This is a genomic window from Saccharopolyspora sp. NPDC049357 (assembly GCF_040677225.1).
GTDB lineage: Bacteria > Actinomycetota > Actinomycetes > Mycobacteriales > Pseudonocardiaceae > Saccharopolyspora.
Window position 1 is genome coordinate 1 of sequence record NZ_JBFAQJ010000055.1, and the last position, 21,049, is coordinate 21,049.

Here is a 21,049-nt window from a genome sequence, read left to right on the forward strand (position 1 = left end):
TCCAAAACACCCACCCCCCCCACCACCGTTTGGTAATCCTTTTGTCTGTTTTCATGCGGTGGCTTCCCCTGTGGGGGGGGGGGGCCGCGGGGGGGCCCCCCCCCGCCCCCCCGGCCCTGAGATCGAGCGCTTCGGCCGAACGGGGTCGTCGGGTGAATCCCGGCGGCCCCTTTCGCATTTCCCGGGTTGACCGCGGATCCCGGAGAGGTCCAGAATTCGATCTCGGCCGCCCGGTTTGTCCAGACCACTGGAACGGAATTCTCGATCGGGACAATTTTGCCGCGAACGGGCAACGTTTCGCCCTCTCGCAGCGATCTGTAACTGTGCGGGCGTCGCGACGCCCGCCGAGCTTCCAGACGCGCGGCGCGCATCGGGAAGCGCGGATGGCCGGAGAAGTGGGGTTCACCAGGCATCCGCGTCCGTGGGTCCTCCGCCTGCCCTCACTAACCGGGGGACCCACGGAACGTCCGCGAGCGGACTTCCATTGGACGCCCGGGGCGGTTCCGAGGTTTCTCCACCCACGCGGAATCGAAAGCGCAAAGGCACTTTTCGCCCGTTCGGCCTATCAAGGAAGAACTTCTCAGGACTGCGTGTGAACGACTGGACGCCCCCAGTAACCTGATCATTCGTGGACGACTTCGAGACGGCCATCGCCGAGTACTACCGGCTCGGTCCGGAGCGGGATCGCCTCAGCACCTGGGGTTACTTGGAGGCGCTGCGCACCGCCGAACTGCTGGGTCGACACCTGCCGCCTGCGCCGGGCATCGTCTACGACATCGGCGGTGCCGAAGGAGCCTACGCCCTTCCGCTGGCCCGCGACGGCTACGCGGTGCACCTGGTCGACGCCTGGGCTCCGCACGTGACGGCCGCGGCCGAGGCGTCCGCCGCCCAGCCCGCCGCGCCGCTGGCCGGCTGCACCGTCGGCGACGCGCGGGACCTCCCCTTCGCCGACGGCACCGCCGACGCGGTGCTGCTGCTCGGTCCCCTCTACCACCTGCTGGAACGCGCCGACCGGTTGCGCGCGCTGCGCGAAGCGCAGCGGGTGCTCAAGCCGGGAGGCGTGCTGCTCGCGGCGGCGGTGTCGCGCTACGCGTCGACCTTCGACGGCGTGGCGATGGGCGACATCGTCAACCCGGACTTCCAGGAGCTCGTCCAGGGCGCGCTGCGCGACGGCCTGCACCGCAACACCAGGCCCGACGAGTTCCCGCACTGGTTCACCCTCACCTACTTCCACCGGCCCGCCGACCTGCGCGACGAGGTCGCAGACGCGGGTTTCCGGGCGATCGAGCTGGTGGCGGTGGAGAGCGTGGCGGCCTGGGCCGCCGACACCCGCCGGCTGAGCGAACCGGAGTACCGGGACGCGACGCTGCGGGCGATCCGCCAGGTCGAGTCGGCGCCCGAGCTGCTCGGGGCCAGCCCCCATCTCATGGCCGTCGCACGCAGGTCCCACTGACTCTTCCCTGGAGGTTCGGCGTGTCGGACAACCCGGAGCGCGGTGGATGTCGTGAAACTGCATGAAACTCAACGCGGTTCCCTCACCGGCATCGCCCCGACCACCCCGGGAGAACGAGCAGGGTGAAGTACCTGACGAGCACGGCACCGGTCGAAGCGCCCGCTGAAGCGCGGGTCGACGACGTCCCTCGGCGTTCGCACCGGGGCAAGTGGCTGGCGCACGTGATCGCGCTGTGCCTGGGAGTCGCGGGACTGTGCTGCGCGATCGCGCTTCCGCTGGCGCCGGTGCTGCTCGACCGCACCGAGGTGCACTGGCCGGCGGCGACGGACGAGAACCCCACGACGACGGCGTTCATCACGCCCTACCGGCCCGCCGAGTTCCGCGCGACCGTGCCCTGCGCGACCATGCGCGCCGCGCTGGGGGGCAACGGCTCGACGACGGTGCTCAGCACCCTTCCGGCGGGCAGCGACCGCGACGGGCTCGTGCTGTCCACCCAGGACGGACGTCCCCGGCTGCTGCTGGGTGAGCGCGAGGTGGAACTTCCCGTAGGGTCCTGCGGTCTGACGGTGCGCGGTGATGGCGCGGGCTCGGTCGTCGAACCCGCCGGACGTGCGCCGGTCACGCTTCCCGGTGTGCCCGCGCCCGAGGTGTTCACCTTCGCGACCTCGTTGGAACCCGACCAGCTGCACGGGCTTTCGGTCAGCGCGCGCACCTACTCGTGGGCCGACACCTCCCCCACCGAGACCAAGCGGAGCCTGATCGAGGCGGCGCTGCTGCTCGGACTGTGCTCGCTGCTGCTGCTGTTCGCGCACACCCCGCCCGCGCTGCGCGGGTTCCGCCCGAACCCGCTGCTGTGGCCGGTGGACGCAGGAGTCGCCGCGGTGATCTGGGGGTGGCTCTTCGTCGGGCCGCTCACCGACGACGACGGCTTCGCGATGATGACCGTCCGCAACTACGCCGAGACCGGCGACGTCGGCAACTACTACCGCTGGTTCAACGCCTCCGAGGCGCCGTTCACGCTGGTGCAGCACTTCATGCGCTGGTGGTCGGCCGACGGCCTGGAGCCGTTCTGGCTGCGGATGCCCAGCGCCGCAGCCGGTCTGCTGACCTGGCTGGTGGTCAGCCGCGGCATCGTCGCCCCGATCTGCCGGGGCCGCAGGCGGTTCCCGCTGCACCTGGTGACAGCGGTGTTCTTCCTCGCCTGCTGGCTGCCCTACGGTCTGGGGATCCGCCCGGAGCCGTTCCTGGCGCTGGGCACGTCGATCCTGGTCGCGTCGTTGCTGCGGGCCTCGCGCAGCAGCGCGCCGTTCGGCTGGCTGGGCGTGGCCGCGCTGGTGTGCGGGTTGACGCTGGCGATCACGCCGACCGGGGTCAGCGCGGTGCTGATGGTGCTGGTGTTCGCGCCGCGCATCTGGTCGCTGTTGATGCGTCCCGGAGCGCTGCCGCGCTGGGCGGTGGTACCGGTCCGCGTCGTGCTGCTGGCGTGCCTGGGCTCGGTCGGTCTGGTGGCGATGTTCGCCGACTCGTCCTGGAACGGGGTGCTCCACGCGACCGAGGTGCACGACGAGTTCGGGCCGAGCCTGGGCTGGTACCAGGAGATCGACCGCTACGCGAAGCTGCTCGGCACCAGCATGTGGGGCGTCGCCGGCAAGCGGCTCGTCGTGTTCCTGGTGATCACGGCCGTGCTGATCGCCGCAGCGTGCGCGATGCGCCGACTGCACCGCACCACGGCCGTGCCCGATCTGCCGGTGCTGCTGGGCTCGGTGGCCGCGGTGCTGGCCGCGCTGTGGCTGACGCCGTCGAAGTGGACGCACCACTTCGGTGCGCTGATCGGTGTCGGTCCGGCGCTGGTGGCGGTGACCGTGGTGCTGCTGGTGCGGGTCGGCGCGCTGGCCGACGGGCACCGGGAAGCCCGCCTGCTGGGCGTTTTCGGCACCGTGGCGGCGTCGGTGGCGGCGGGTCTGGCGTTCATGGGCCCGAACGCCTGGCCGTGGCAGTCGAACCTGGCGATGCCGTGGGCGGACACCCCGGTCCGGCCGGACCTGCCGCTGGACAGCCCCGTGCTGTGGATGCTCCTCGGGCTCGTCGCCGGGCTGCTGACGCTCGTCGGGCTGCTGATCCGGATGCGGCTGCGGTCCCGCGCCCTCGGCGGTCTGATGTGGACGGTCGCTCCGGTCTCGGTGCTCACCGGGTCGGCGCTGGCGATGGCGCTGGTGCTGCTGGGCTCGTTCCTGTCGGTGCCGGAGACGATGGGCGACCGCTTCTCGGTGGCCCGGATGAACCGGCTCAGCCACGAGGCGTCCAGCTGCGGGCTGGAGGACGAGGTGCAGGCGATGCCCATCGCCGAGCCCCTCACCCAGATCGACCCCGACGACACCGGCGAGCTGGACGGGTTCACCACCGGCGGAGGTCTGCCGCAGGAGCCGGACCTGCGCCTGGAGAACCCCGGCGAGCCGCTGCGGCTCCCCGAGCCCGACGATCCCGACGATCCGCGCGCCGACGAGCCCACCGCGCGCCGGGCCAGCGATTTCGCCTGGACCAGCCGGGACGGCGGTGCGCAGGACACCGGCACGCTGATCACCCCGTGGTTCGGCCTGCCGCAGGTGAACGCGCAGCAGGTCCTGTCGATGTGGGTGTCCGGCCGTCCCGAGCAGGGCAACTCGCTGACCTTGGAGTTCGCCGCCGGGAACCGTCCGCTGGGACGCGAGGTGCTCCGCGATCCGCCGCCGGTGGACCTGCCGTTCAAGGACCCGCGGCACGGCCGCGACGACGACTGGCGGGACTTCACCGCGTGGCGCTCGATGACCGTCGAACCCGGTGACGTCCCGGCGGGCGCGGACCGGGTCCGGGTGCTGGCCACCGACCGCAGCACCGACCGGCAGGGCTGGTTGAGCCTCGGCGGCCCGGTGGTGCGCGACGTCGTCGGGCTGCGGCAGGCCCTGGACGCGCAGGGGCCGCTGCTGATCGACTGGCCGATGAGCTTCGTGTTCCCCTGCCGGACCGACTACCCGCAGGTCGGCCGCGGTGTCGCGGCGAGCCCCCGGATGCTGATCACGCCCCCGGAGGGCGAGGGCTCGATGGCCTACGACCCGAACCTCGGCGGCGTGTTCGCCGGGGTGCCGATGCTCTCGCAGCGCATGGAGCTGCCCACCCGGTTGCGCGGAACGCCGGGCTACGACTGGGGTCACCTGCTCGTGGTCCGCTACGAACGCGAACGCGATTCCTACACCACGACTCGCCAGCGGGAACGCGTCCGCGGAGCCGACGGCGACGGGACCTACCCCTTCGAACAGGAGTGATCGTTTGTGCGAGTCACCGCCGGATGCCCGAAACTGACTTTCCCGGGACCGATTTGCGGCTGACCCGCTGAACACCGCTGAGCTGGGGGAACGTTGCTGGACGGGATCGAGCGAACCGCGGACGCCTCTCCTCCGATGCCCGCCGCGCCCACGCCGCGCCGCCGTCTCGCGAACGCCCTCGGCCTGGTCGTCGGCGTCCTGGCGGTGCTGGCCGCGGTCGCCGTGCCGTTCGCGCCGGTCGTCGGCGACCGGGTCACGGTCACCTGGCCGATGGCCGGGCAGCCGGCGGAGAGCACGCTCGCCTTCGTCGTGCCCTACCACCCGGACGAGGTGCACGTGCGGGTCCCGTGCGAGGTCGTCCGCGCAGGTCAGGACCGTGAGCCAACGACGCTGGTGTCCTCCCGCCCGCCCGGTCAGCCCACCGAGGGCTTCGCCGTCACCACCGCCCAGGACCACGTGATCGCCCTGGTGGCGGGGCGGGAGGCGTTGCGCGCGCCGATCGGGGAAGGCTGCGACGTCGCCATCGACGGTGGCCCGACCGGAGCCACCGCCCGCATCGGCGACCAGACCGCCTCGGTGCCCTCCGGGATCCGCGACATCGTCGCGTTCACCACCCAGCTCTCCCCCGCCGAGGCGACCGGCACCGAGGTCCAGGTGGTCACCGCCAACTGGTTCGAAACGTCCCCCACACAGGGCAAGCTGCTGCTCATCGCCGCCCAGCTGCTGCTGGTGGCGGCCGGTTTCGCGATCCTGGCGACGCTGGACCGCCGACGCCGCGGAGCGGTCGAACGCCCGGTCCCACGGTTGGCGCACCGGTTGTCCGGCTACGTGATCGACCTGGGGCTGCTGGCCGTGCTCGCGGGCTGGTGGCTGCTGGGCCCGAACAGCCCGGACGACTCGTTCGCCTCGGTGACCGTGCAGAACGGGCTGCGCACCGGCGACATCGGCAACTACTACCGCTGGGAGAACGCCTCCGAATCACCGTTCACGCTGGTCCAGCAGCTGCTGATGCACGTCGCCGAGTGGAACCAGAACCCGCTGGCCATGCGCATACCCAGCATCCTCGCCGCCGTGCTCACCTGGCTGGTGCTCAGCCGGGGCGTGCTCGGCGCGGCCGTTCCCGGACAGCACCACCGGCCGCTGGTCCGGGTCCTGGCCGCGGTGGCCTTCCTGTCCTGGTGGCTGCCGTTCGGGATGGGCGTGCGACCGGAGGCGTTCGAGGCGCTGGGGCTGACCGCCGTGCTGGCGGCGGTGCTGCAGGCCGCCCGCACCGAGCGGCGGGTGTGGCTGGGCGTGGCGGCGCTGGCGGCCGGGCTGTCGATCGCGGTCAACCCGATGGGCATCACCGCGATCGCCCCGTTCCTGGTGCTCGCGCCGCGCCTGTGGCGGATGGCCGGGGTGGGGCTGGCTGCGCTGCTGGCCGGGATCGCCTCGGTCGGCGTGGTGGCGATGTTCGCCGACCAGTCGCTGTTCGGCGCCGCGAAGGCCACCGACCTGCACAGCTACTACGGACCGAACGTGTCGTGGTTCCAGGAGGTCATGCGCTGGCAGTACCTGCTCGGCTTCGACCTGCAGGGCGACGTCGCGCGCCGCGCCGCCGTCCTGCTCACCCTCGTCGTCGCGGCGTTCAGCGTCGTGGTGCTGCTGCGCCACCGGAGGGCCGGTCGTGCCGACGGCCTGCGCCTGGCGCACGTCCCGGCGGCATCGCTGCTGCTCAGCATGGCCTTGATGACCCTCACGCCGTCGAAGTGGACGCACTACTTCGGCGCGCTCGCCGGCGTCGGAGCGGCTACTGTGACCGCGGGCGTCGTGCTGGTCGGCGTCGCCGCGGTCACCGCGAGCCGGGACCGGGTGGTGCTCGTCGCCGGTCTGGTGGGAACCGTGCTCGCCGGTGGCGCGGCCGCGCTCGTCTTCTCCGGCAAGAACAACTGGTTCCTGCACTCGCAGTACGGGGTGCCCTGGGGAGAAGGTCCGGTCCGGCCGCTGAACAACCCGCTGGTCTGGTTGTTGGTCGCCGGTCTGCTGATGGCCGCATCCGCGCTGTTCAGGAGAGGTGACGACCGGGTGCGGCGGGCGTTGATCCGCACACCCTCTCTGGTGTGCGTCACGGCGATGGGGGTGGCGGTGACGATCGTGCTCGGCTCCTTCGTGGCGGCGCCGATCAGGCAGGGCGACGCCTACTCGATCGGCGCGCAGAACATCGCCGCCGCGCGCGGAGGCAGCTGCGGCATCGCCGACAAGATCGTCGTCACCCCGGACGTGGCGGGGCTGCGCGGCGGCGACGGCGACGGCGCCGAGATGGCCGGGTTCACCGAGGGCACCGGCTTCGCACCGGGTTTCACCCCGCCCGCCGACGTCCCGGTGTGGGGCAGCCTGACCGGCGGTCAGATCAACACCGGCACGCTGACCAGCGGCTGGTTCCCGCTGCCGGCGCTGGCCCCCGACCAGGAGCTCGCCTTCGGGGTGGCCGGGCGCAGCGGCGACGGCAACCGGGTCGCTCTGGAGTTCTCCGGGCCCGGCGGGACGCGCGAGGTCGTGCTCGACGACACCTGGATGGACTCCGACGAGCGCGAGGCCTACCCGACCGACCACGTCATCGAGGACGAGGCGCAGGACCACCCCGGCTGGCGGGACATGCACCTGTCCCCGGCGCAGATCCCGGCCGGCGCCGACAGGGTCCGCATCACCGCGAGCGACGGCACCACCGACCCCGCGGGTTGGGTCGCGGTCAGCGGACCGCGGATCCGGCAGGTCATCCCGCTGACGGAGTACATGCAGGACAAGGCCCCGACGTACGTGGACTGGTCGATGACCTGGAACGTGCCGTGCCTGCGGGACCTGCCGCAGGTCGGCAGCGGTCTCGTCCAAGCCCCCGCGTACCTGATCACCCCGCCGAACTCGATGGGGTTCGGCGGCACCGCAGCGTTCGAACGCGGAATCGGCGGGGCGTTCGCCGGAGTTCGGGACGTCGGTGTTCAAGAAGAGATCCCGACAAGGCTCAACGGTTACGAGAAAACACCCGAATACTCCGAGTGGGGCCACCTCATCGAGGTGCAATACCCCTACCCGGGCAACCGATTCGACGTCCAACGCGTTGAAGCTCCACGGTGGGGTTGGCGAGGGGAGTGACCATGTCCGACACGATCCGCCACGAGGTCGGAATCCCGGTTCCGAAGCAGGCGCGGAACTCCGAGGCCGAATCACCGCAACTGATCTCGTACGTGCTGCCGGTCTACAACGAGGCCGAGGGGATCAAGCACTTCCACACCGAGCTCACCGACGCCGTCGCCACGCGACCCGAGTTCGACTACGAGTTCGTCTACGTCAACGACGGTTCCGCCGACGGATCGCTGCGCGTCCTGCACGACATCGCGAAGAACGATTCCCGCGTGCGGGTCGTCGACTTCGCGCGCAACTTCGGCCACCAGATCGCCATCACCGCGGGCCTGGACTACGCCGCCGGAGAGGCGGTGATCGTGATGGACACCGACCTGCAGGACCCGCCTCGGGTCAGCCTGGAGATGATCGACGCGTGGCTGGCCGGCGCCGAGGTCGTGCAGGCGCGGCGGCGGTCCCGGCGCGACAGCCCGTTCAAGCGGGCCACCGCGCACACCTACTACCGGCTGCTGCGCAGCTGCTCCGACGTCGACATCCCGGTCGACACCGGCGATTTCCGGCTGCTCAACCGGCGCGCCGCCGAGGAGCTGCGGACGTTCCGGGAACGCAGCCGGTTCATCCGGGGCATGGTCGCCTCGATGGGGTTCAACCAGCAGGAACTGCTCTTCGACCGGGACGAGCGGGTCGCGGGCGAGACCAAGTACCCGATGCGCAAGATGCTGCGGCTGGCCGCCGACGGCGTCACCGGGTTCTCCACCGCCCCGCTCAAGCTGATCACCCGGATGGGGTTCGCGGCATTGGCCCTGGCGCTGCTGGGCATCATCTACTCGGTGACGCTGCGGCTCTTCTTCCCCGAAGTCACCGTCTCGGGGTGGACGATGCTGATGGTCGTGATGCTGTTCCTGGGCGGGCTGCAGATGCTGTCGCTGGGAGTCATCGGCAGCTACATCGGCCGCATCTACAGCGAAGTGCAACAACGCCCCCTCTACATCGTCCGGGATGTGATCCGGCATGACGAAGCTTGAGCCGCGTTCCCGGCTGATCAGCCGGGAACTGCTGCTCTACGCCGTGATCGGCGGTAGCGGCGTGCTGCTGGACTACCTGCTCTTCCTGGTGCTGTTCAACCACTTCGGGATGCACCACCAGCTGGCCAACGCCCTGAGCACGACTGCGGGGATCACCAACAACTTCGTGCTCAACTCGCTGTTCAACTTCCGCAAGACCGACCGGATCCTGGTGCGGTTCCTGCGCTTCTACGCGGTGGGCATCGCCGGGATCGTGCTGACGTTCCTGCTGCTGGCGGTGTTCTCCACGTGGCTCGGGATCGACGCGAACCTGGTCAAGCTCGCCAGCCTGCCGGTGGTCCTGCTGTTCCAGTACACGATCAACAAGAGGTGGAGTTTCGGATGAGAGTGGGGATCGTCGGCGCCGGTGCGACCGGGCTGACCGCGGCCTTCGACGCGGTGCGCGCCGGGCACGAGGTGACGGTGCTGGAAGCCTCCGCCGAGCTCGGCGGGCTCGCGGCCTCCATCGAGGTCGGCGGCACCCCGCTGGAGCGCTTCTACCACCACAGCTTCCGCAGCGACGAGGCGATGATCGAGCTCATCGAGGACCTCGGGCTCAGCGACCGGCTGCGGTTCCACAAGCCGACCACCGGCGTGTACTTCAAGGGCCGGCTGCACGACTTCGGCACACCGGTGGAGATGCTGAAGTTCTCCGAGTTCTCGATGCTGGACCGGTTCCGGTTCGGCGCGTCCTCGGCCGCGCTGAAGGTGATCCGCAACGGCTCCCGGTTCAACGGGGTCCGCGCGCTGGACTGGATGCGGCGCTGGGCGGGCAAGAAGGTCACCTCGACCATCTGGGAACCGCTGCTGAAGGGCAAGTTCGGCGACCGCGCCGAGGAGATCTCGATGGCGTGGCTGTGGGCGCGGATCCACTGCCGCACGTTCGAACTCGGTTACGTGCACGGCGGTTTCGACCAGGTCTACCGGGCGCTGACCGACGCGGTGACCGAACGCGGCGGGAAGATCGAGTTCAGCAAGCCGGTCTCGTCCATCACCCAGCCGTCGGAGGCGGTGCAGGTGCGGACCTCGGACGGCAGCAGCTACGAGTTCGACCACCTCATCGTCACGGTCCCGCAGCCGGCGTTCGCCAAGGCCGCCGACATCGAATCCGACGACGTGCTGTGGCGGAACCAGTACCTGGGCGCGACCTGCTTCATCCTCGAGGTCGACCGCAGCGTCATCCCGTACTACTGGCTCAACATCAACGACCCGGAGTTCCCGTTCCTGGCGGTCGTGGAGCACACCAACATGGTCGACAGGCAGGAGTACGGCGGGAACCACGTCGTCTACGTGGGCAACTACGTGCCGCGCGACGACTGGCGCTTCACCACCGACCCGGCCGAGCTGCTGCGGAACTACATCCCCTGGCTCAAGCGGCTCAACCCGGAGTTCGACGAGTCCTGGATCAAGGAGTGGCACTTCTCCAAGGCCGGGTTCGCCCAGCCCATCGTCACCCCGACGTACCGCTCGCTGATCCCGCCGCACAAGACCCACATGCCCGGCGTCACGCTGGCCACGATGTCCCAGATCTACCCCCAGGACCGAGGCCAGTCCTACGCCATCGGCATGGCGCACGAGATCACCGAGAGCCTCGGCCTCCGCTGAGCACAGGGCCACACCGGAGTCGGGGGCGCCCGCTCCAAGCCGACCACGGAGTGTTGCTCCCGGGTGGCCAACCACGCGGCCGGGTGAAGAATTCAAATTTCGCGCGAAATTCGAACCCCGAACTCCGGAGTCGAACTTCGCGCGAAATTTGAAACTCGGGCGTCAGGCCTCGTTGAGGCCCGGGGTGCCGTCCTGGATGGTGAAGGTGGCGAGGTCTTCGACCGGGGCACCGGGCTTGGAGACGTAGGGCAGGACCTTGTAGGTCGCCGTCATCTCCGTCTCGGTGATCTTGGTGGAGATGTAGCCGCGCTGGTTGTTGTAGAGGCGGACGTGGGGGTTCTCGGCCAGGTAGGCCTTCTCCTTGTCCTTCAGCTCGGCCGAGCCGTCGCCGCCGCTGGTGATCGAGGTGGCCGTCAGCTCGGTGGCCACCACGTCCTCACCGTCGTGGATCTCGTTCGCCCAGTGGGTGTGGACGTCGCCGGTCAGCACCACCGGGTTGCGGGTCCCGGCCTGCTTCCAGCCCTCGATGACCCGCTGCCGGGAACCGACGTAGCCGTCCCAGGCGTCGGGGTTGTAGGCCTGGTCCTCGCCGTTGAGGTAGTCGATCTCGGCGAACATGACCTGCTGGCCCAGGACGTCCCAGCGCGCACGCGACGAACGCAGGCCCTGCAGCAGCCAGCGCTCCTGCTCGGCGCCGGTGAGGCTGCGCTTGGGGTCCAGCCGGGCCGGGTCCTGGGTCGGGAACTCGTCGTTGCCGACCTGGTCGTCGCGGTACTGGCGGGTGTCGAGCATGTGGAACGTCGCCAGCGAACCCCACTCGACCCGCCGGAACAGCCGCAGGTCGATGCCCTGCGGGACCTGGGCGCGGCGCAGCGGCATGTTCTCGTAGTACGCCTGGAAGGCGGCCTTGCGGCGCTCCAGGAAGTTCGGCTGCGGCTCGTCGGGGTGCTCGTAGATCTCGTCGGCCCAGTTGTTGTCCAGCTCGTGGTCGTCCCAGACCACGACCCACGGGGCCGCGGCGTGCGCGTGCTGCAGGTCGAGGTCGGCCTTGTACTGGGCGTGCCGCTGCCGGTAGTTGGCCAGAGTCTCGGTCTCCGGGCCAGCGTGATCGCGCGGGTTGCCGCCCGGCGCCACGTAATCGCCCGCCTGGTACTCGTACTGGTAGTCGCCCAGGTGCAGGATCAGGTCCGGACGCTCGTCGCCGAGGTGGCGGTAAGCGGTGAAGTAACCGTGCTCGTACTGCGAGCAGGAGGCGAAGGCCATCGACAGCTCGCCCATCGTGCCCGGCAGCGGCGCCGTCCGGGTGCGCCCCGCGGGCGAGACCGAGCCCTCCGCGCGGAACCGGTAGAAGTAGTCGCGGCCCGGCCGCAGGCCCTCCAGCTCGACGTGCACGCCGTGGCCCATCTCGGGAGCGGCCGGAGCCTCACCCCGGCGCACCACGCGCGTGAAGAGCTCGTCCTCGGCGACCTCCCACTCCACCGGGATCGTCTTGGCCGGCATGCCGCCCATGCCGTCCTCGGCGAGCGGGTCGGCGGCCAGGCGCGTCCACAGCACGAAACCGTCCGGCAGCGGATCGCCGGAGGCCACCCCGAGGCTGAAGACCTCGCCCCGGCGGGCCGCACCGGCACCCGGCAACGAGAGCGCGGACGGCGCCCCGGCGACGGTCAGCGCCGCGGCACCGGCGGCACCGCCGATCAGCACGCTGCGGCGGGAGAGCAACGAATCGGACTTGTCCATGAGCGTCGGGTCCTCCATCGATTCGGGAACTCCGACCACTCTCACCGGACCGGGTGAACGCGTCGGTGATCGACGATGAACAAACCGTGCAGAACGTCGAAGCCCCCGGCCACTCGGACCGGGGGCTTCGACGAAAGGCGCTGCTTACAGGTAGAACGCCAGGAACAGGCAGCCGGCGAGGATCACGCCGAGCACCATCAGGACCTTGTCCTTGAGGACCACTTCCTCCGGCTCACCGGCGACACCCTTGTCGATGTCCACCGCGTACCGCAGGATCGCGATCACCATCGGCACGATGGAGATCAGGCCCCAGCGCGACATCTCGAACTCGCGGATGTCGTAGGCCCACAGCGAGTAGGTCATGATCGTGATCGCGGCCGCAATCGCCCACACGAACCGCAGGTAGGACGGCGAGTACGCCTTCAGCGACTTGCGGATCTTCGCGCCGGTCTCGGCGGCCAGCTTCACCTCGGCGTAGCGCTTGCCCGCCACCATGAACAGCGAGCCGAACGCCACGATCAGGTAGAACCACTGGGTGATCACCAGGTTCGCCGCCGCACCACCGGCGATGGCGCGCAGCAGGAACCCGGAGGCCACGATGCACAGGTCGATCACCGGCTGGTGTTTGAGGCCGAAGCAGTAGCCCAGCTGCACCGCGATGTAGAGCGCCATCACCGCCAGCAGCTGCATGCTCGTCAGACCCGAGATCAGCAGCGAGCCGCCCAGCAGCAGCACGCACACCACGTAGGCGATCGGCACCGGGATCAGGCCGGCCGCGATCGGGCGGTTGCGCTTGGTCGGGTGCTGCCGGTCCGCCTCGACGTCGATCGCGTCGTTGACGAAGTAGATGCCCGAAGCGGCCATCGAGAACACCACGAACGCGATCACCGCGTCGAGCAGGATGGCCGGGTCCAGGATCTCGCCCGCCGCGAACGGCACGGCCAGCACCAGGACGTTCTTCACCCACTGCTTCGGGCGAAGCTCCTTGATCAGACCGGTCGCCAGACCGGCAGGCGTGCCCGCCTTGGCGGTCACCTTCGCGTGGTAGGCGTCCGACGACTTGTCCTTCTCGTCGTCGGTCTTCTTCGCCTCCGGCTCCAGCACCTCGTCGCCGAACTCGGCGCCGATGGTGCCTTCCGCGTCGGACTCGACCTCGGCCTTCTTCGAACCGTTGGAGGCCTCGGCGGTGTCGACTGCCTCGGCGGCCTCGGCCGTGTCAGTCGAAGCTTGCTTGTTGTCAGGCACGGTTCCTCCGCCGTCTCATGAACCGCCGGGTGACCAGTGCAACGGCACCGCCGAGCACCGAACCGGCGACCACATCGCTCGGGTAATGAACCCCCAGGACAAGTCGGCTGACCATCATGGGCGGCACGATCGCCGGGGTCAGCTTCTTGCCGGTCAACCCGCCGTAGAGCACCGCGGCGGCCGTCGTGGACGTCGCGTGCGAGGACGGGAAGCTCAGCTGGCTCGGCGTACCGACCAGCACCTGGATCTCGGGGTCTTTCGGACGCGGGCGGCGGACCACCCGCTTGACCGCGATCGACGCCGCGTGCGCGGCGGCGACCCCTGCCGCGGCGGTGACCCACTCACCGCGGCGCTTGCGGTCGACCAGCGCACCGACCGCGCCGATGGCCAGCCACCCTGCGGCGTGCTCACCGAACAGCGACATCGCGTGCGCCGTCTTGACGACCGCGGGCTTGGCCAACGCGCCCTGCACCTTGCGCAGCGCGATGGTCTCGGCCGTGACCTGCTCGTCCTGCTTGAGGTCGGTCACGTCCTCGGGGGCGATCAGCGTAGTCAGCTCTGCCACTTCGTCTCCGGGAAAGTCGGCGTCATTTGGGATCAAAGACTTGCTTCCAGGACTCAGCGCTGGTCAGCTCCGGCAGCGCGGCGCGGTACTCCTCGCGCAGCCGCGCCCACTCCTGGCCGAGCCGCTTGTAGTTGGCCAAGGACTCCAAGCCCAGCCGGCGGAACGTCTCCGGGTCGCGGCGGCGGAACGCCACCCCGCTGCCGTCGGCGTTGGACACCGTGGCGCTGTCCAGGTTGCCCAGCAGGAACCAGCGGGCGGCGGCGGCCGGAACGTTGAGCTGCGGCCGGTCCGACGCGTCGTGCGCGGGCTCCTTGAGGTTGTGCAGCAGCGCCTTGGACGCGCGCGCCGCGATCACCGCCGGGTTCACCGGCGGGTTGAGCAGGCCCTCGGCCATGATCGGGTCCGCGGTCGGCGGCGGGAACTCCCGCGCCGACGGGAGCGTCTTGGCGTCGTCGTAGTCCTTGCGCAGCTCGCGCACCTCGGGCAACGCCGTGCGCAGGCTGTCGAACAGGCCCGACGGGCCCTTCAGGAAGTCCTCGATGGCCTTCTGCTGGACCGCGACCGTGGAGTACTCCATCGACAGCAGGTGCCGCAGCGTGAGCTTGAGGCCCTGCTTGACGATGTTGTTCTTGACCTCTTCTGGGCTGTGCAGCGCGGCCAGGATCAGCCGGTTGCGGGTGTGGAAGTAGGCGGTCCAGTCCGTGGCGTCGTTCTTGTCGGTCCACGGCATGTGCCAGATCGCCGCACCCGGCAGCGTCACCGTCGGGTAGCCGTGCCCGCCCGCGCGCAGCGAGTACTCCGAGTCGTCGTGCTTGATGAACAGCGGCAGCGGCAGCCCGGTGCGCTCGATGATCTCGCGGGGGAACAGGCACATCCACCAGCCGTTGTAGGTGGAGTGGACGCGCTGGTGCAGCTTCTTGGTCTTGCGCAGCGGCTTCTTGGCGAAGTCGTGGTCGGTGACCGCGCCCGGCGCCGCGCGCCAGATGCCCTGGCCGAGGTCGACGACCTCGCCCATGGTGTGCAGCCGCGAGCGGGCCTGCAGGTTGAGCATCTGACCACCGACGATGACCGGGTGGGTGGCGGCGCGCGCGAAGGCGTTGGCCCGCAGCACACCGTCCGGCTCCAGGGCGATGTCATCGTCGATGACCATCACCTGGGCGGCGTTGGAGTTGTGGATGCCCTCGTACATGACCCGGCCGAAACCGCCGGACCCACCGAGGTTGTCCTGCTCGATGACGTGCAGCTTGTCGCCGATGGCCTTGGCGGCCTCGTCGAAGCCCTCGACCTCGTGGATCTTCTGCGGGCCCTGATCGGCCACGATGACCCGCTCCACCACGGCCATGACCTGCGGGTCTTCACCGAGGGTCTTGAGCGCCTCGATGCACTCCGATGGCCGGATGGTGGTGGTGCCGACCACGACCTGCTGCTTGGGCATCGGCTGGTCGGTGGTCCACGCGGCGTCGTTGATCTCCAGCGCGACGTCGTTGGTGAACAGGTCGAACCAGATCCAGCCGCCGTCCTCGAACGGCTGCAGCGACACCTTGAACTCCAGCGACGTCCAGTCCTCGCTGGAGACCTTGGAGCCCTGCAGGTGAACGCTGTCGCCGTTGGACTTCGAGCGGTAGACGTCGAGCCGACCGGACCCCTTGACCTGCAGCCGCAGCACGATCTCTTCGATCTTGGTCCAACGCTTCCAGTAACTGGCCGGGAAGGCGTTGAAGTAGGACGCGAGCGAGATCTTGCTGTGCGCGGGCACGCGCAGGTTGCGCCGGGAGACCACCGTGGCCGTGCTGGCCAGCGCCTCGGGTTCGTCGATGTAGAGCGGACGCACGTCCAGCGGGTCCTCGCCGCGCGGGAACACGATCCGCTGCAGCACCTGCTCGGGCGCCACGTCCGAGGTCCCGGCGCGCACCGAAGTGACGTCGCTGAGCTTGCTCTCCCCAGCGGCGTTGGGCTCTCGGGGGGTCCGGTCGGTCACGTCAGTCCTCCAGCGAGCCGTCCAGCGAACGGCCCTCGGTGAAGTATGGAGCGATCTTGTTGTCGAACATGCTCAGCGCCGAGCCGATGGCCATGTGCATGTCCAGGTACTTGTAGGTGCCCAGTCGACCACCGAAGATGACCTTGCGCTCCTTGGCCTCGTTCTTGGCCAGTTCGCGGTAGGCCTCCAGCTTGCGCCGGTCCTCCGGGGTGTTGATCGGGTAGTAGGGCTCGTCCCCGCTCTCCGCGGACCGCGAGTACTCGCGCACGACCACCGTCTTGTCCGTCGGGTAGTAGTCCCGCTCGGGGTGGAAGTGCCGGAACTCGTGGATCCGGGTGTAGGGGACTTCCTCGTCGGCGTAGTTCATCACCGACGTGCCCTGGAAGTCACCGGTGTTGACGACCTCGGTCTCGAAGTCCAGGGTGCGCCAGCCCAGCTCGCCCTCGGCGTAGTCGAAGTACTGGTCCAGCGGACCGGTGTAGACGACCGGGACGTCGGTGGGCAGCTCACCGCGAACGTCGAAGAAGTCGGTCGCCAACCGGACCTCGATGTTCGGGTTCTCCGCCATCTTCTCCAACCACGCGGTGTAGCCCTCGACGGGCAGCCCCTCGAAGTCGTCGTTGAAGTAGCGGTTGTTGAGGTTGTAGCGAACCGGCAGCCGGCTGATGATCGCCGCGGGCAGTTCCTTGGGGTCGGTCTGCCACTGCTTGGCCGTGTAACCGCGCACGAATGCCTCGTACAGCGGGCGGCCGATCAGGGAGATCGCCTTCTCCTCAAGGTTCTGCGCGTCCGCGGTGTCGATCTCGGCCGCCTGCTCGGCGACCAGCGCCTTCGCCTCGTCCGGGGTGAACGCACGACCGAAGAACTGGGACAGCAGCCCCAAGTTCATCGGGAACGAGTAAATCTGCCCCTGGTGCTTGGTGAACACCCGGTGCTGATAGTTGGTGAATTCGGTGAACTGGTTTACGTAATCCCACACGCGTTTGTTCGAGGTGTGGAAAAGGTGCGCGCCGTAGCGATGCACCTCGATACCGGTTTCAGGCTCCGCCTCCGAGTAGGCGTTGCCCCCGATGTGGTCACGTCGGTCCAGCACCAGCACCCGCTTGTCCAGCTGGGTGGCGGCGCGCTCTGCGATCGTGAGGCCGAAGAATCCGGAACCAACAACGATCAGGTCATAGCCTGCGAAGCTCACAGTCGTCGAGGGTAGCTGTAGCGCGATGCCACCCCGAAACCGCGTTGACGTTATTGGCTACATATGACCACGAAGAGTGTCGATATCACTCCCGAAGACCGCCCATTCCTCGTTGTCCAGGCATTTCATCACCCGTCGGGGGTGACTGCCGCGACACCGGCGGCGACTATTCGTGGCTGTTAATACCCGTTAGGCGACCCGCCCGGCGAGTCGTGCGGGCGCTACCATCGCGCCGTATCGACGCGCCGGTGAAACCCTTTCACGCAGGTCCGAGACTCCGGGACGGGCGCGCAACACTGGGTGGTGAGCTGTGGGGTCGACCCGCGCCCGTGACGGGCGTCACTTGCTGATCGCGGCGATCGTGCTCGAGGTGCTGGCGGTCTGGTTCGTGCACTGGATCGACACCCGCGGCTACATGGACACCGAGATTTACCGGCTTGGTGCGCGCGCGTGGCTCAACGGTTACCAGGTCTACGGCGACGATCTGACCCCCGAATCGCCGGACTCCGCGACGTTGCCCTTCATCTACCCGCCGTTCGCCGCGCTGTTGTTCGTCCCGCTGACCTGGATGTCCGAGAAGGCCGCCGTCGTGGTCGTGGCGCTGTGCTCGCACCTGGCGATCCTGCTGACCGCCTACTCGCTGGCCCGCTCCTCGCGATACCTCGCGCCCCACGCCGGCCGGGTCGCCGTGGCCACCGCGCTGCTGCTGCCGTGGCTGACGCTGATCGAACCGGCCCGCGAAACCCTCAACTACGGCCAGATCAACCTGGTGCTCATGGGCCTGGTCGCCGCCGACTGCCTGCTGCCGCGCACCCGCTGGCCGCGCGGGATGCTGGTCGGCATCGCCGCCGCGATCAAGCTGACCCCGCTGGGCTTCCTGCTGTTCTTCCTGCTGCGCCGGGACTACCGGGCCATGTCCATCACCGGCGTCACCTTCGCCTCCACCGTGTTCCTGGGACTGCTGGCCGCGCCGCACGACTCGGCGGACTGGTGGCTGGACAAGATGCTGTCCACCGGTGACTCCTTCGGCACCGTCTACGCGGGCAACCTGACGCTGCGCAGCCTGCTGGCCAAGCAGGAGCTCACCGGGTTCGCGCTCGACTCGCTGTGGGTCACCGGATCGCTGCTGCTGCTCGCGCTGGCCGTGATGGGCATCCGCTACGCGCTGAGCGTGCGCGACGTGCCGCTGGCGCTCGTGCTCAACGCGGTGTGGGTCCTGCTGGTCTCGCCGATCTCCTGGTCGCACCACTGGGTGTGGGCCGGTCCCGCGCTGGCGCTGGTGTTCATGATGTCGCTGCGCAACCGCTGGCACGGGATGACCATCGCGGTCGTGATCTCGGCGATCACGGTTCTGGCCGGGCCGCAGTGGTACCTGCCCAACACCGGTGATCGCGAACTCGACTGGACTTTCTCGCAGCAGATCGTCGGCAACGCCTACACGTTGATCGGGATCGGATTCCTGGTGTGCGCGGCGGTGGCTTATGTGCGATTCGGGCGGCGACCGGTGAATTCCCCGGAATTCCCGAACGGTTCTCTCATTCCGGGACGCTGAATCCCGACCCGCGGATTCGGGCATAACGGAGTTCCGGAAGGCGAGTGATCTGTTTCGGACCCATACTCGTTCTTCGCCAGGAAGCGTGTGTCGAAAAAGGACGCTCGCCCTCCAGTCGAAGCGAGGTATCGCCCATGCGTTTTCGGTCCGCACGTCCGAGGCTGGCGGCCACCGCCCTGCTGACCATGGCCGTTCTTCCGATCTCCGGGCCTCCCGGCGCCGCCGGTCCGACCCCGGAACCGCCCGAGGCGCAGACCGTCCGAATCCCGCTGCACGACGTGGCCACCACGCGGGCCGCGGTCCGCGAGGTGCACAGCGAGAAGGCCTTCGAACTGGTCGGATTCACCTGGCGAGGACCCGCGCCGGACCGCATCGAGGTGCGCACCCGCACCTCGGAGGGCTGGAGCTCGTGGACTCCGCTGGAAGCCGAGGAGGGCGGCAGCGAGCCGATGTGGACCGGCCGCAGCAACGACGTGCAGGTCCGCGCGGACGAGCACGGTCAGGACGTCACCGACCGGCTGCAGTTCATCGGCATCGACCCCGGCGAGCAGGCCGCCTCGCCCAAGGCGAGCACGCCTGTCGCGGGCGCTCCGCCGGTGGTCACCCGCGCGCAGTGGGGCGCTGACGAGTCGAAGATGACCTGGCCGGTCGAGCGGACCACCACCAAGGCCGCCGTCGTGCACCACACCGCGGGCACCAACGGCTACACCTGCGGCGAGTCCGCCAAGATCGTGCGCGGCATCTACCAGTACCACGCGGTCGAGCTGGGCTGGGGCGACATCGGCTACCACGCGCTGGTCGACAAGTGCGGCACCGTCTTCGAGGGCCGCACCGGCGGTCTCGCGGGCGAGACGATCGGCGGTCACGTGCGCGGGTTCAACGACCACACCTTCGGCATCTCGATGATGGGCAACTACGACGGCGTGACGCCCGCGTCGCAGATGATTCGCTCGGTGGCGAACGTGGCGGCCTGGAAGCTCAAGACCAAGGGCGTTCCGGCCGAGGGCACCACCCGCCTGGTCTCCAAAGCGCCCCAGGGCTCGAAGTACCCGGCGGGCACGGAGGTCACGCTGCCCACGATCTTCGGCCACCGCGACGCCGCCCACACGGCCTGCCCCGGCAAGCGCGGCTACGACCAGCTCGGAGCCATCCGGTCCCAGGCGTCCGAGGCCCAACGCTCCACCCAGCCCTGAACCCACCCGGAAGACCCGGATTTCCACTGAAGTCCGGTCCCCGACTTCCACTGAAACCCGGGGCCCGATTTCCACTGAAATCCGGGACCACCTACCGCTGAGCGGCGCCTGCCCGGGCCGGGGAGGCGCCCCTGGAGTGTTCACCACCAGCGTTCGAGGACCTGGGCGACGCCGTCCTCCGCGTTGGTCGTGGTGACCTCGTCGGCCGCCGCGAGGGCGTCCGGGTGGGCGTTGCGCATGGCCACGCCGTGACCGGCCCAGGTGAGCATCGGGACGTCGTTGGGCATGTCGCCGAAGGCGATCACCTCCGACCGCGCGATGCCGAGATCCGCCGCCACGGCGGCCAGTCCTGCCGCCTTGTCCACGCCCGGCGCGGAGAACTCGATCAGGCCCGATTCCGTCGAGTAGGTGGACCGGAGCCGGTCGCCGATGATCTCGGCGGCGGCCACCGACAGCTCGGCGCTGTTCATCCCCGGGTGCATCACCAGAAGCTTCATCGCGGGCTTGCCGGTCACCTCGTCGGTGGGCGCGACGCGGATGTCGGTGTTCATCCAGCCGCGGTGGAACTCGGCCTCGGCGAGGAACTGCTCGCGCAGGTCGTCGTGGGCGGTGCGGGTCGCGCGCTCGACCGCGAACGCGCAGCCGGTCAGCTCGTGCCGCAGCTCCCGCACAACGTCGTGCAGCGTCACCGGATCGATGTCGTGGCTGTGCAGCACCCGGTCGGCGGCGGTGTCGTAGGTGACCGCGCCGTTGGCGCACACCGCGATGCCGGACACCCCGAGAGCGGCGACCACGCGCGGCATCCACCTCGGCGGACGACCGGTGACCAGCACGAACGGCGTTCCCGACGAGACGACCCGGCCGGCCGTGGCCGCTGTCCGGGCGGACACCTCCTCCATCGGATCGAGCAGGGTTCCGTCCACGTCTGATGCCACCAGGCCAGGTTCACGCACGCGCCCCATCATGCCCGCCGCACCACCGCTCGCGGGCGTCGTGGCTGGTAAGAGGGCGAAGGGACGTTCGTCACCTGATCGGGTCGAACGCCCTTG

At 69.3% G+C, this 21,049-nt stretch carries 14 protein-coding genes; 8 read left to right on the forward strand and 6 right to left on the reverse strand.

The window, feature by feature from the left end; all coding sequences use genetic code 11:
* The first annotated feature begins 628 nt into the window (after window positions 1-628).
* From AB0J91_RS30065 to AB0J91_RS30090, 6 genes are all read left to right on the forward strand, one after another.
* On the forward strand, window positions 629-1,453 hold the full coding sequence (locus tag AB0J91_RS30065; protein ID WP_363875631.1) for a class I SAM-dependent methyltransferase: 825 nt from the start codon (window positions 629-631) through the stop codon (window positions 1,451-1,453).
* A gap of 122 nt (window positions 1,454-1,575) precedes the next feature.
* On the forward strand, window positions 1,576-4,752 hold the full coding sequence (locus AB0J91_RS30070) for an arabinosyltransferase domain-containing protein (RefSeq protein ID WP_363875634.1): 3,177 nt from the start codon (window positions 1,576-1,578) through the stop codon (window positions 4,750-4,752).
* Between the two features lie 135 nt (window positions 4,753-4,887).
* Window positions 4,888-7,881 carry an arabinosyltransferase domain-containing protein gene (locus tag AB0J91_RS30075; RefSeq protein WP_363875637.1) on the forward strand — a complete coding sequence of 998 codons (2,994 nt, stop codon included), beginning with the start codon at window positions 4,888-4,890 and terminating at the stop codon, window positions 7,879-7,881.
* Between the two features lie 2 nt (window positions 7,882-7,883).
* Window positions 7,884-8,894 (forward strand): glycosyltransferase family 2 protein, encoded by a 1,011-nt coding sequence (locus AB0J91_RS30080; RefSeq protein WP_363875640.1) that lies wholly within the window; start codon window positions 7,884-7,886, stop codon window positions 8,892-8,894.
* Entirely contained in the window at window positions 8,881-9,279 is a 399-nt protein-coding gene (locus AB0J91_RS30085) for a GtrA family protein (RefSeq protein WP_363795813.1), read from the forward strand. Before AB0J91_RS30080 ends, AB0J91_RS30085 begins: the two co-directional genes overlap by 14 nt.
* Complete coding sequence (locus AB0J91_RS30090) at window positions 9,276-10,538, forward strand: NAD(P)/FAD-dependent oxidoreductase (protein WP_363875643.1); 1,263 nt, start codon at window positions 9,276-9,278, stop codon at window positions 10,536-10,538. Before AB0J91_RS30085 ends, AB0J91_RS30090 begins: the two co-directional genes overlap by 4 nt.
* A 162-nt stretch (window positions 10,539-10,700) precedes the next feature.
* Here AB0J91_RS30090 and AB0J91_RS30095 read toward each other — a convergent pair whose 3' ends face one another.
* From AB0J91_RS30095 to glf, 5 genes are all read right to left on the reverse strand, one after another.
* A complete protein-coding gene (locus AB0J91_RS30095) occupies window positions 10,701-12,293 on the reverse strand; it encodes an alkaline phosphatase D family protein (protein ID WP_363875646.1) in 1,593 nt (530 codons plus the stop codon).
* Between the two features lie 126 nt (window positions 12,294-12,419).
* Window positions 12,420-13,520 (reverse strand): decaprenyl-phosphate phosphoribosyltransferase, encoded by a 1,101-nt coding sequence (locus AB0J91_RS30100; RefSeq protein WP_363875649.1) that lies wholly within the window; start codon window positions 13,518-13,520, stop codon window positions 12,420-12,422.
* Window positions 13,513-14,085: a phosphatase PAP2 family protein gene (locus tag AB0J91_RS30105; protein WP_363795805.1), complete on the reverse strand. Its 573-nt coding sequence runs from the start codon at window positions 14,083-14,085 to the stop codon at window positions 13,513-13,515. Before AB0J91_RS30105 ends, AB0J91_RS30100 begins: the two co-directional genes overlap by 8 nt.
* A gap of 22 nt (window positions 14,086-14,107) precedes the next feature.
* The gene (locus AB0J91_RS30110; RefSeq protein WP_363875652.1) at window positions 14,108-16,063 is read right to left on the reverse strand and encodes a glycosyltransferase; all 1,956 of its coding nucleotides are present in this window, start codon (window positions 16,061-16,063) and stop codon (window positions 14,108-14,110) included.
* Between the two features lies 1 nt (window position 16,064).
* The gene (gene glf / locus AB0J91_RS30115; RefSeq protein ID WP_363875655.1) at window positions 16,065-17,255 is read right to left on the reverse strand and encodes a UDP-galactopyranose mutase; all 1,191 of its coding nucleotides are present in this window, start codon (window positions 17,253-17,255) and stop codon (window positions 16,065-16,067) included.
* Window positions 17,256-17,565: 310 nt separating this feature from the next.
* Here glf and AB0J91_RS30120 point away from each other — a divergent pair, with 310 nt between their 5' ends.
* Window positions 17,566-18,807, forward strand: a complete 1,242-nt coding sequence (locus AB0J91_RS30120) for a glycosyltransferase 87 family protein (protein WP_363875658.1) — start codon at window positions 17,566-17,568, stop codon at window positions 18,805-18,807.
* A 134-nt stretch (window positions 18,808-18,941) separates the two neighbouring features.
* Entirely contained in the window at window positions 18,942-20,000 is a 1,059-nt protein-coding gene (locus AB0J91_RS30125; protein ID WP_363875661.1) for an N-acetylmuramoyl-L-alanine amidase, read from the forward strand.
* A gap of 140 nt (window positions 20,001-20,140) precedes the next feature.
* Here AB0J91_RS30125 and AB0J91_RS30130 read toward each other — a convergent pair whose 3' ends face one another.
* Window positions 20,141-20,953, reverse strand: a complete 813-nt coding sequence (locus AB0J91_RS30130) for an HAD family hydrolase (protein ID WP_363875663.1) — start codon at window positions 20,951-20,953, stop codon at window positions 20,141-20,143.
* Window positions 20,954-21,049: the final 96 nt, after the last annotated feature.

Coding starts and splice junctions, on each gene's coding strand:
- AB0J91_RS30075 (WP_363875637.1), top strand. CDS start 4,888: ATGCCCGCCGCGCCCACGCCGCGCCGCCGTCTCGCGAACGCCCTCGGC.
- AB0J91_RS30080 (WP_363875640.1), top strand. CDS start 7,884: ATGTCCGACACGATCCGCCACGAGGTCGGAATCCCGGTTCCGAAGCAG.
- AB0J91_RS30085 (WP_363795813.1), top strand. CDS start 8,881: ATGACGAAGCTTGAGCCGCGTTCCCGGCTGATCAGCCGGGAACTGCTG.
- AB0J91_RS30090 (WP_363875643.1), top strand. CDS start 9,276: ATGAGAGTGGGGATCGTCGGCGCCGGTGCGACCGGGCTGACCGCGGCC.
- AB0J91_RS30095 (WP_363875646.1), bottom strand. CDS start 12,293: ATGGAGGACCCGACGCTCATGGACAAGTCCGATTCGTTGCTCTCCCGC.
- AB0J91_RS30125 (WP_363875661.1), top strand. CDS start 18,942: ATGCGTTTTCGGTCCGCACGTCCGAGGCTGGCGGCCACCGCCCTGCTG.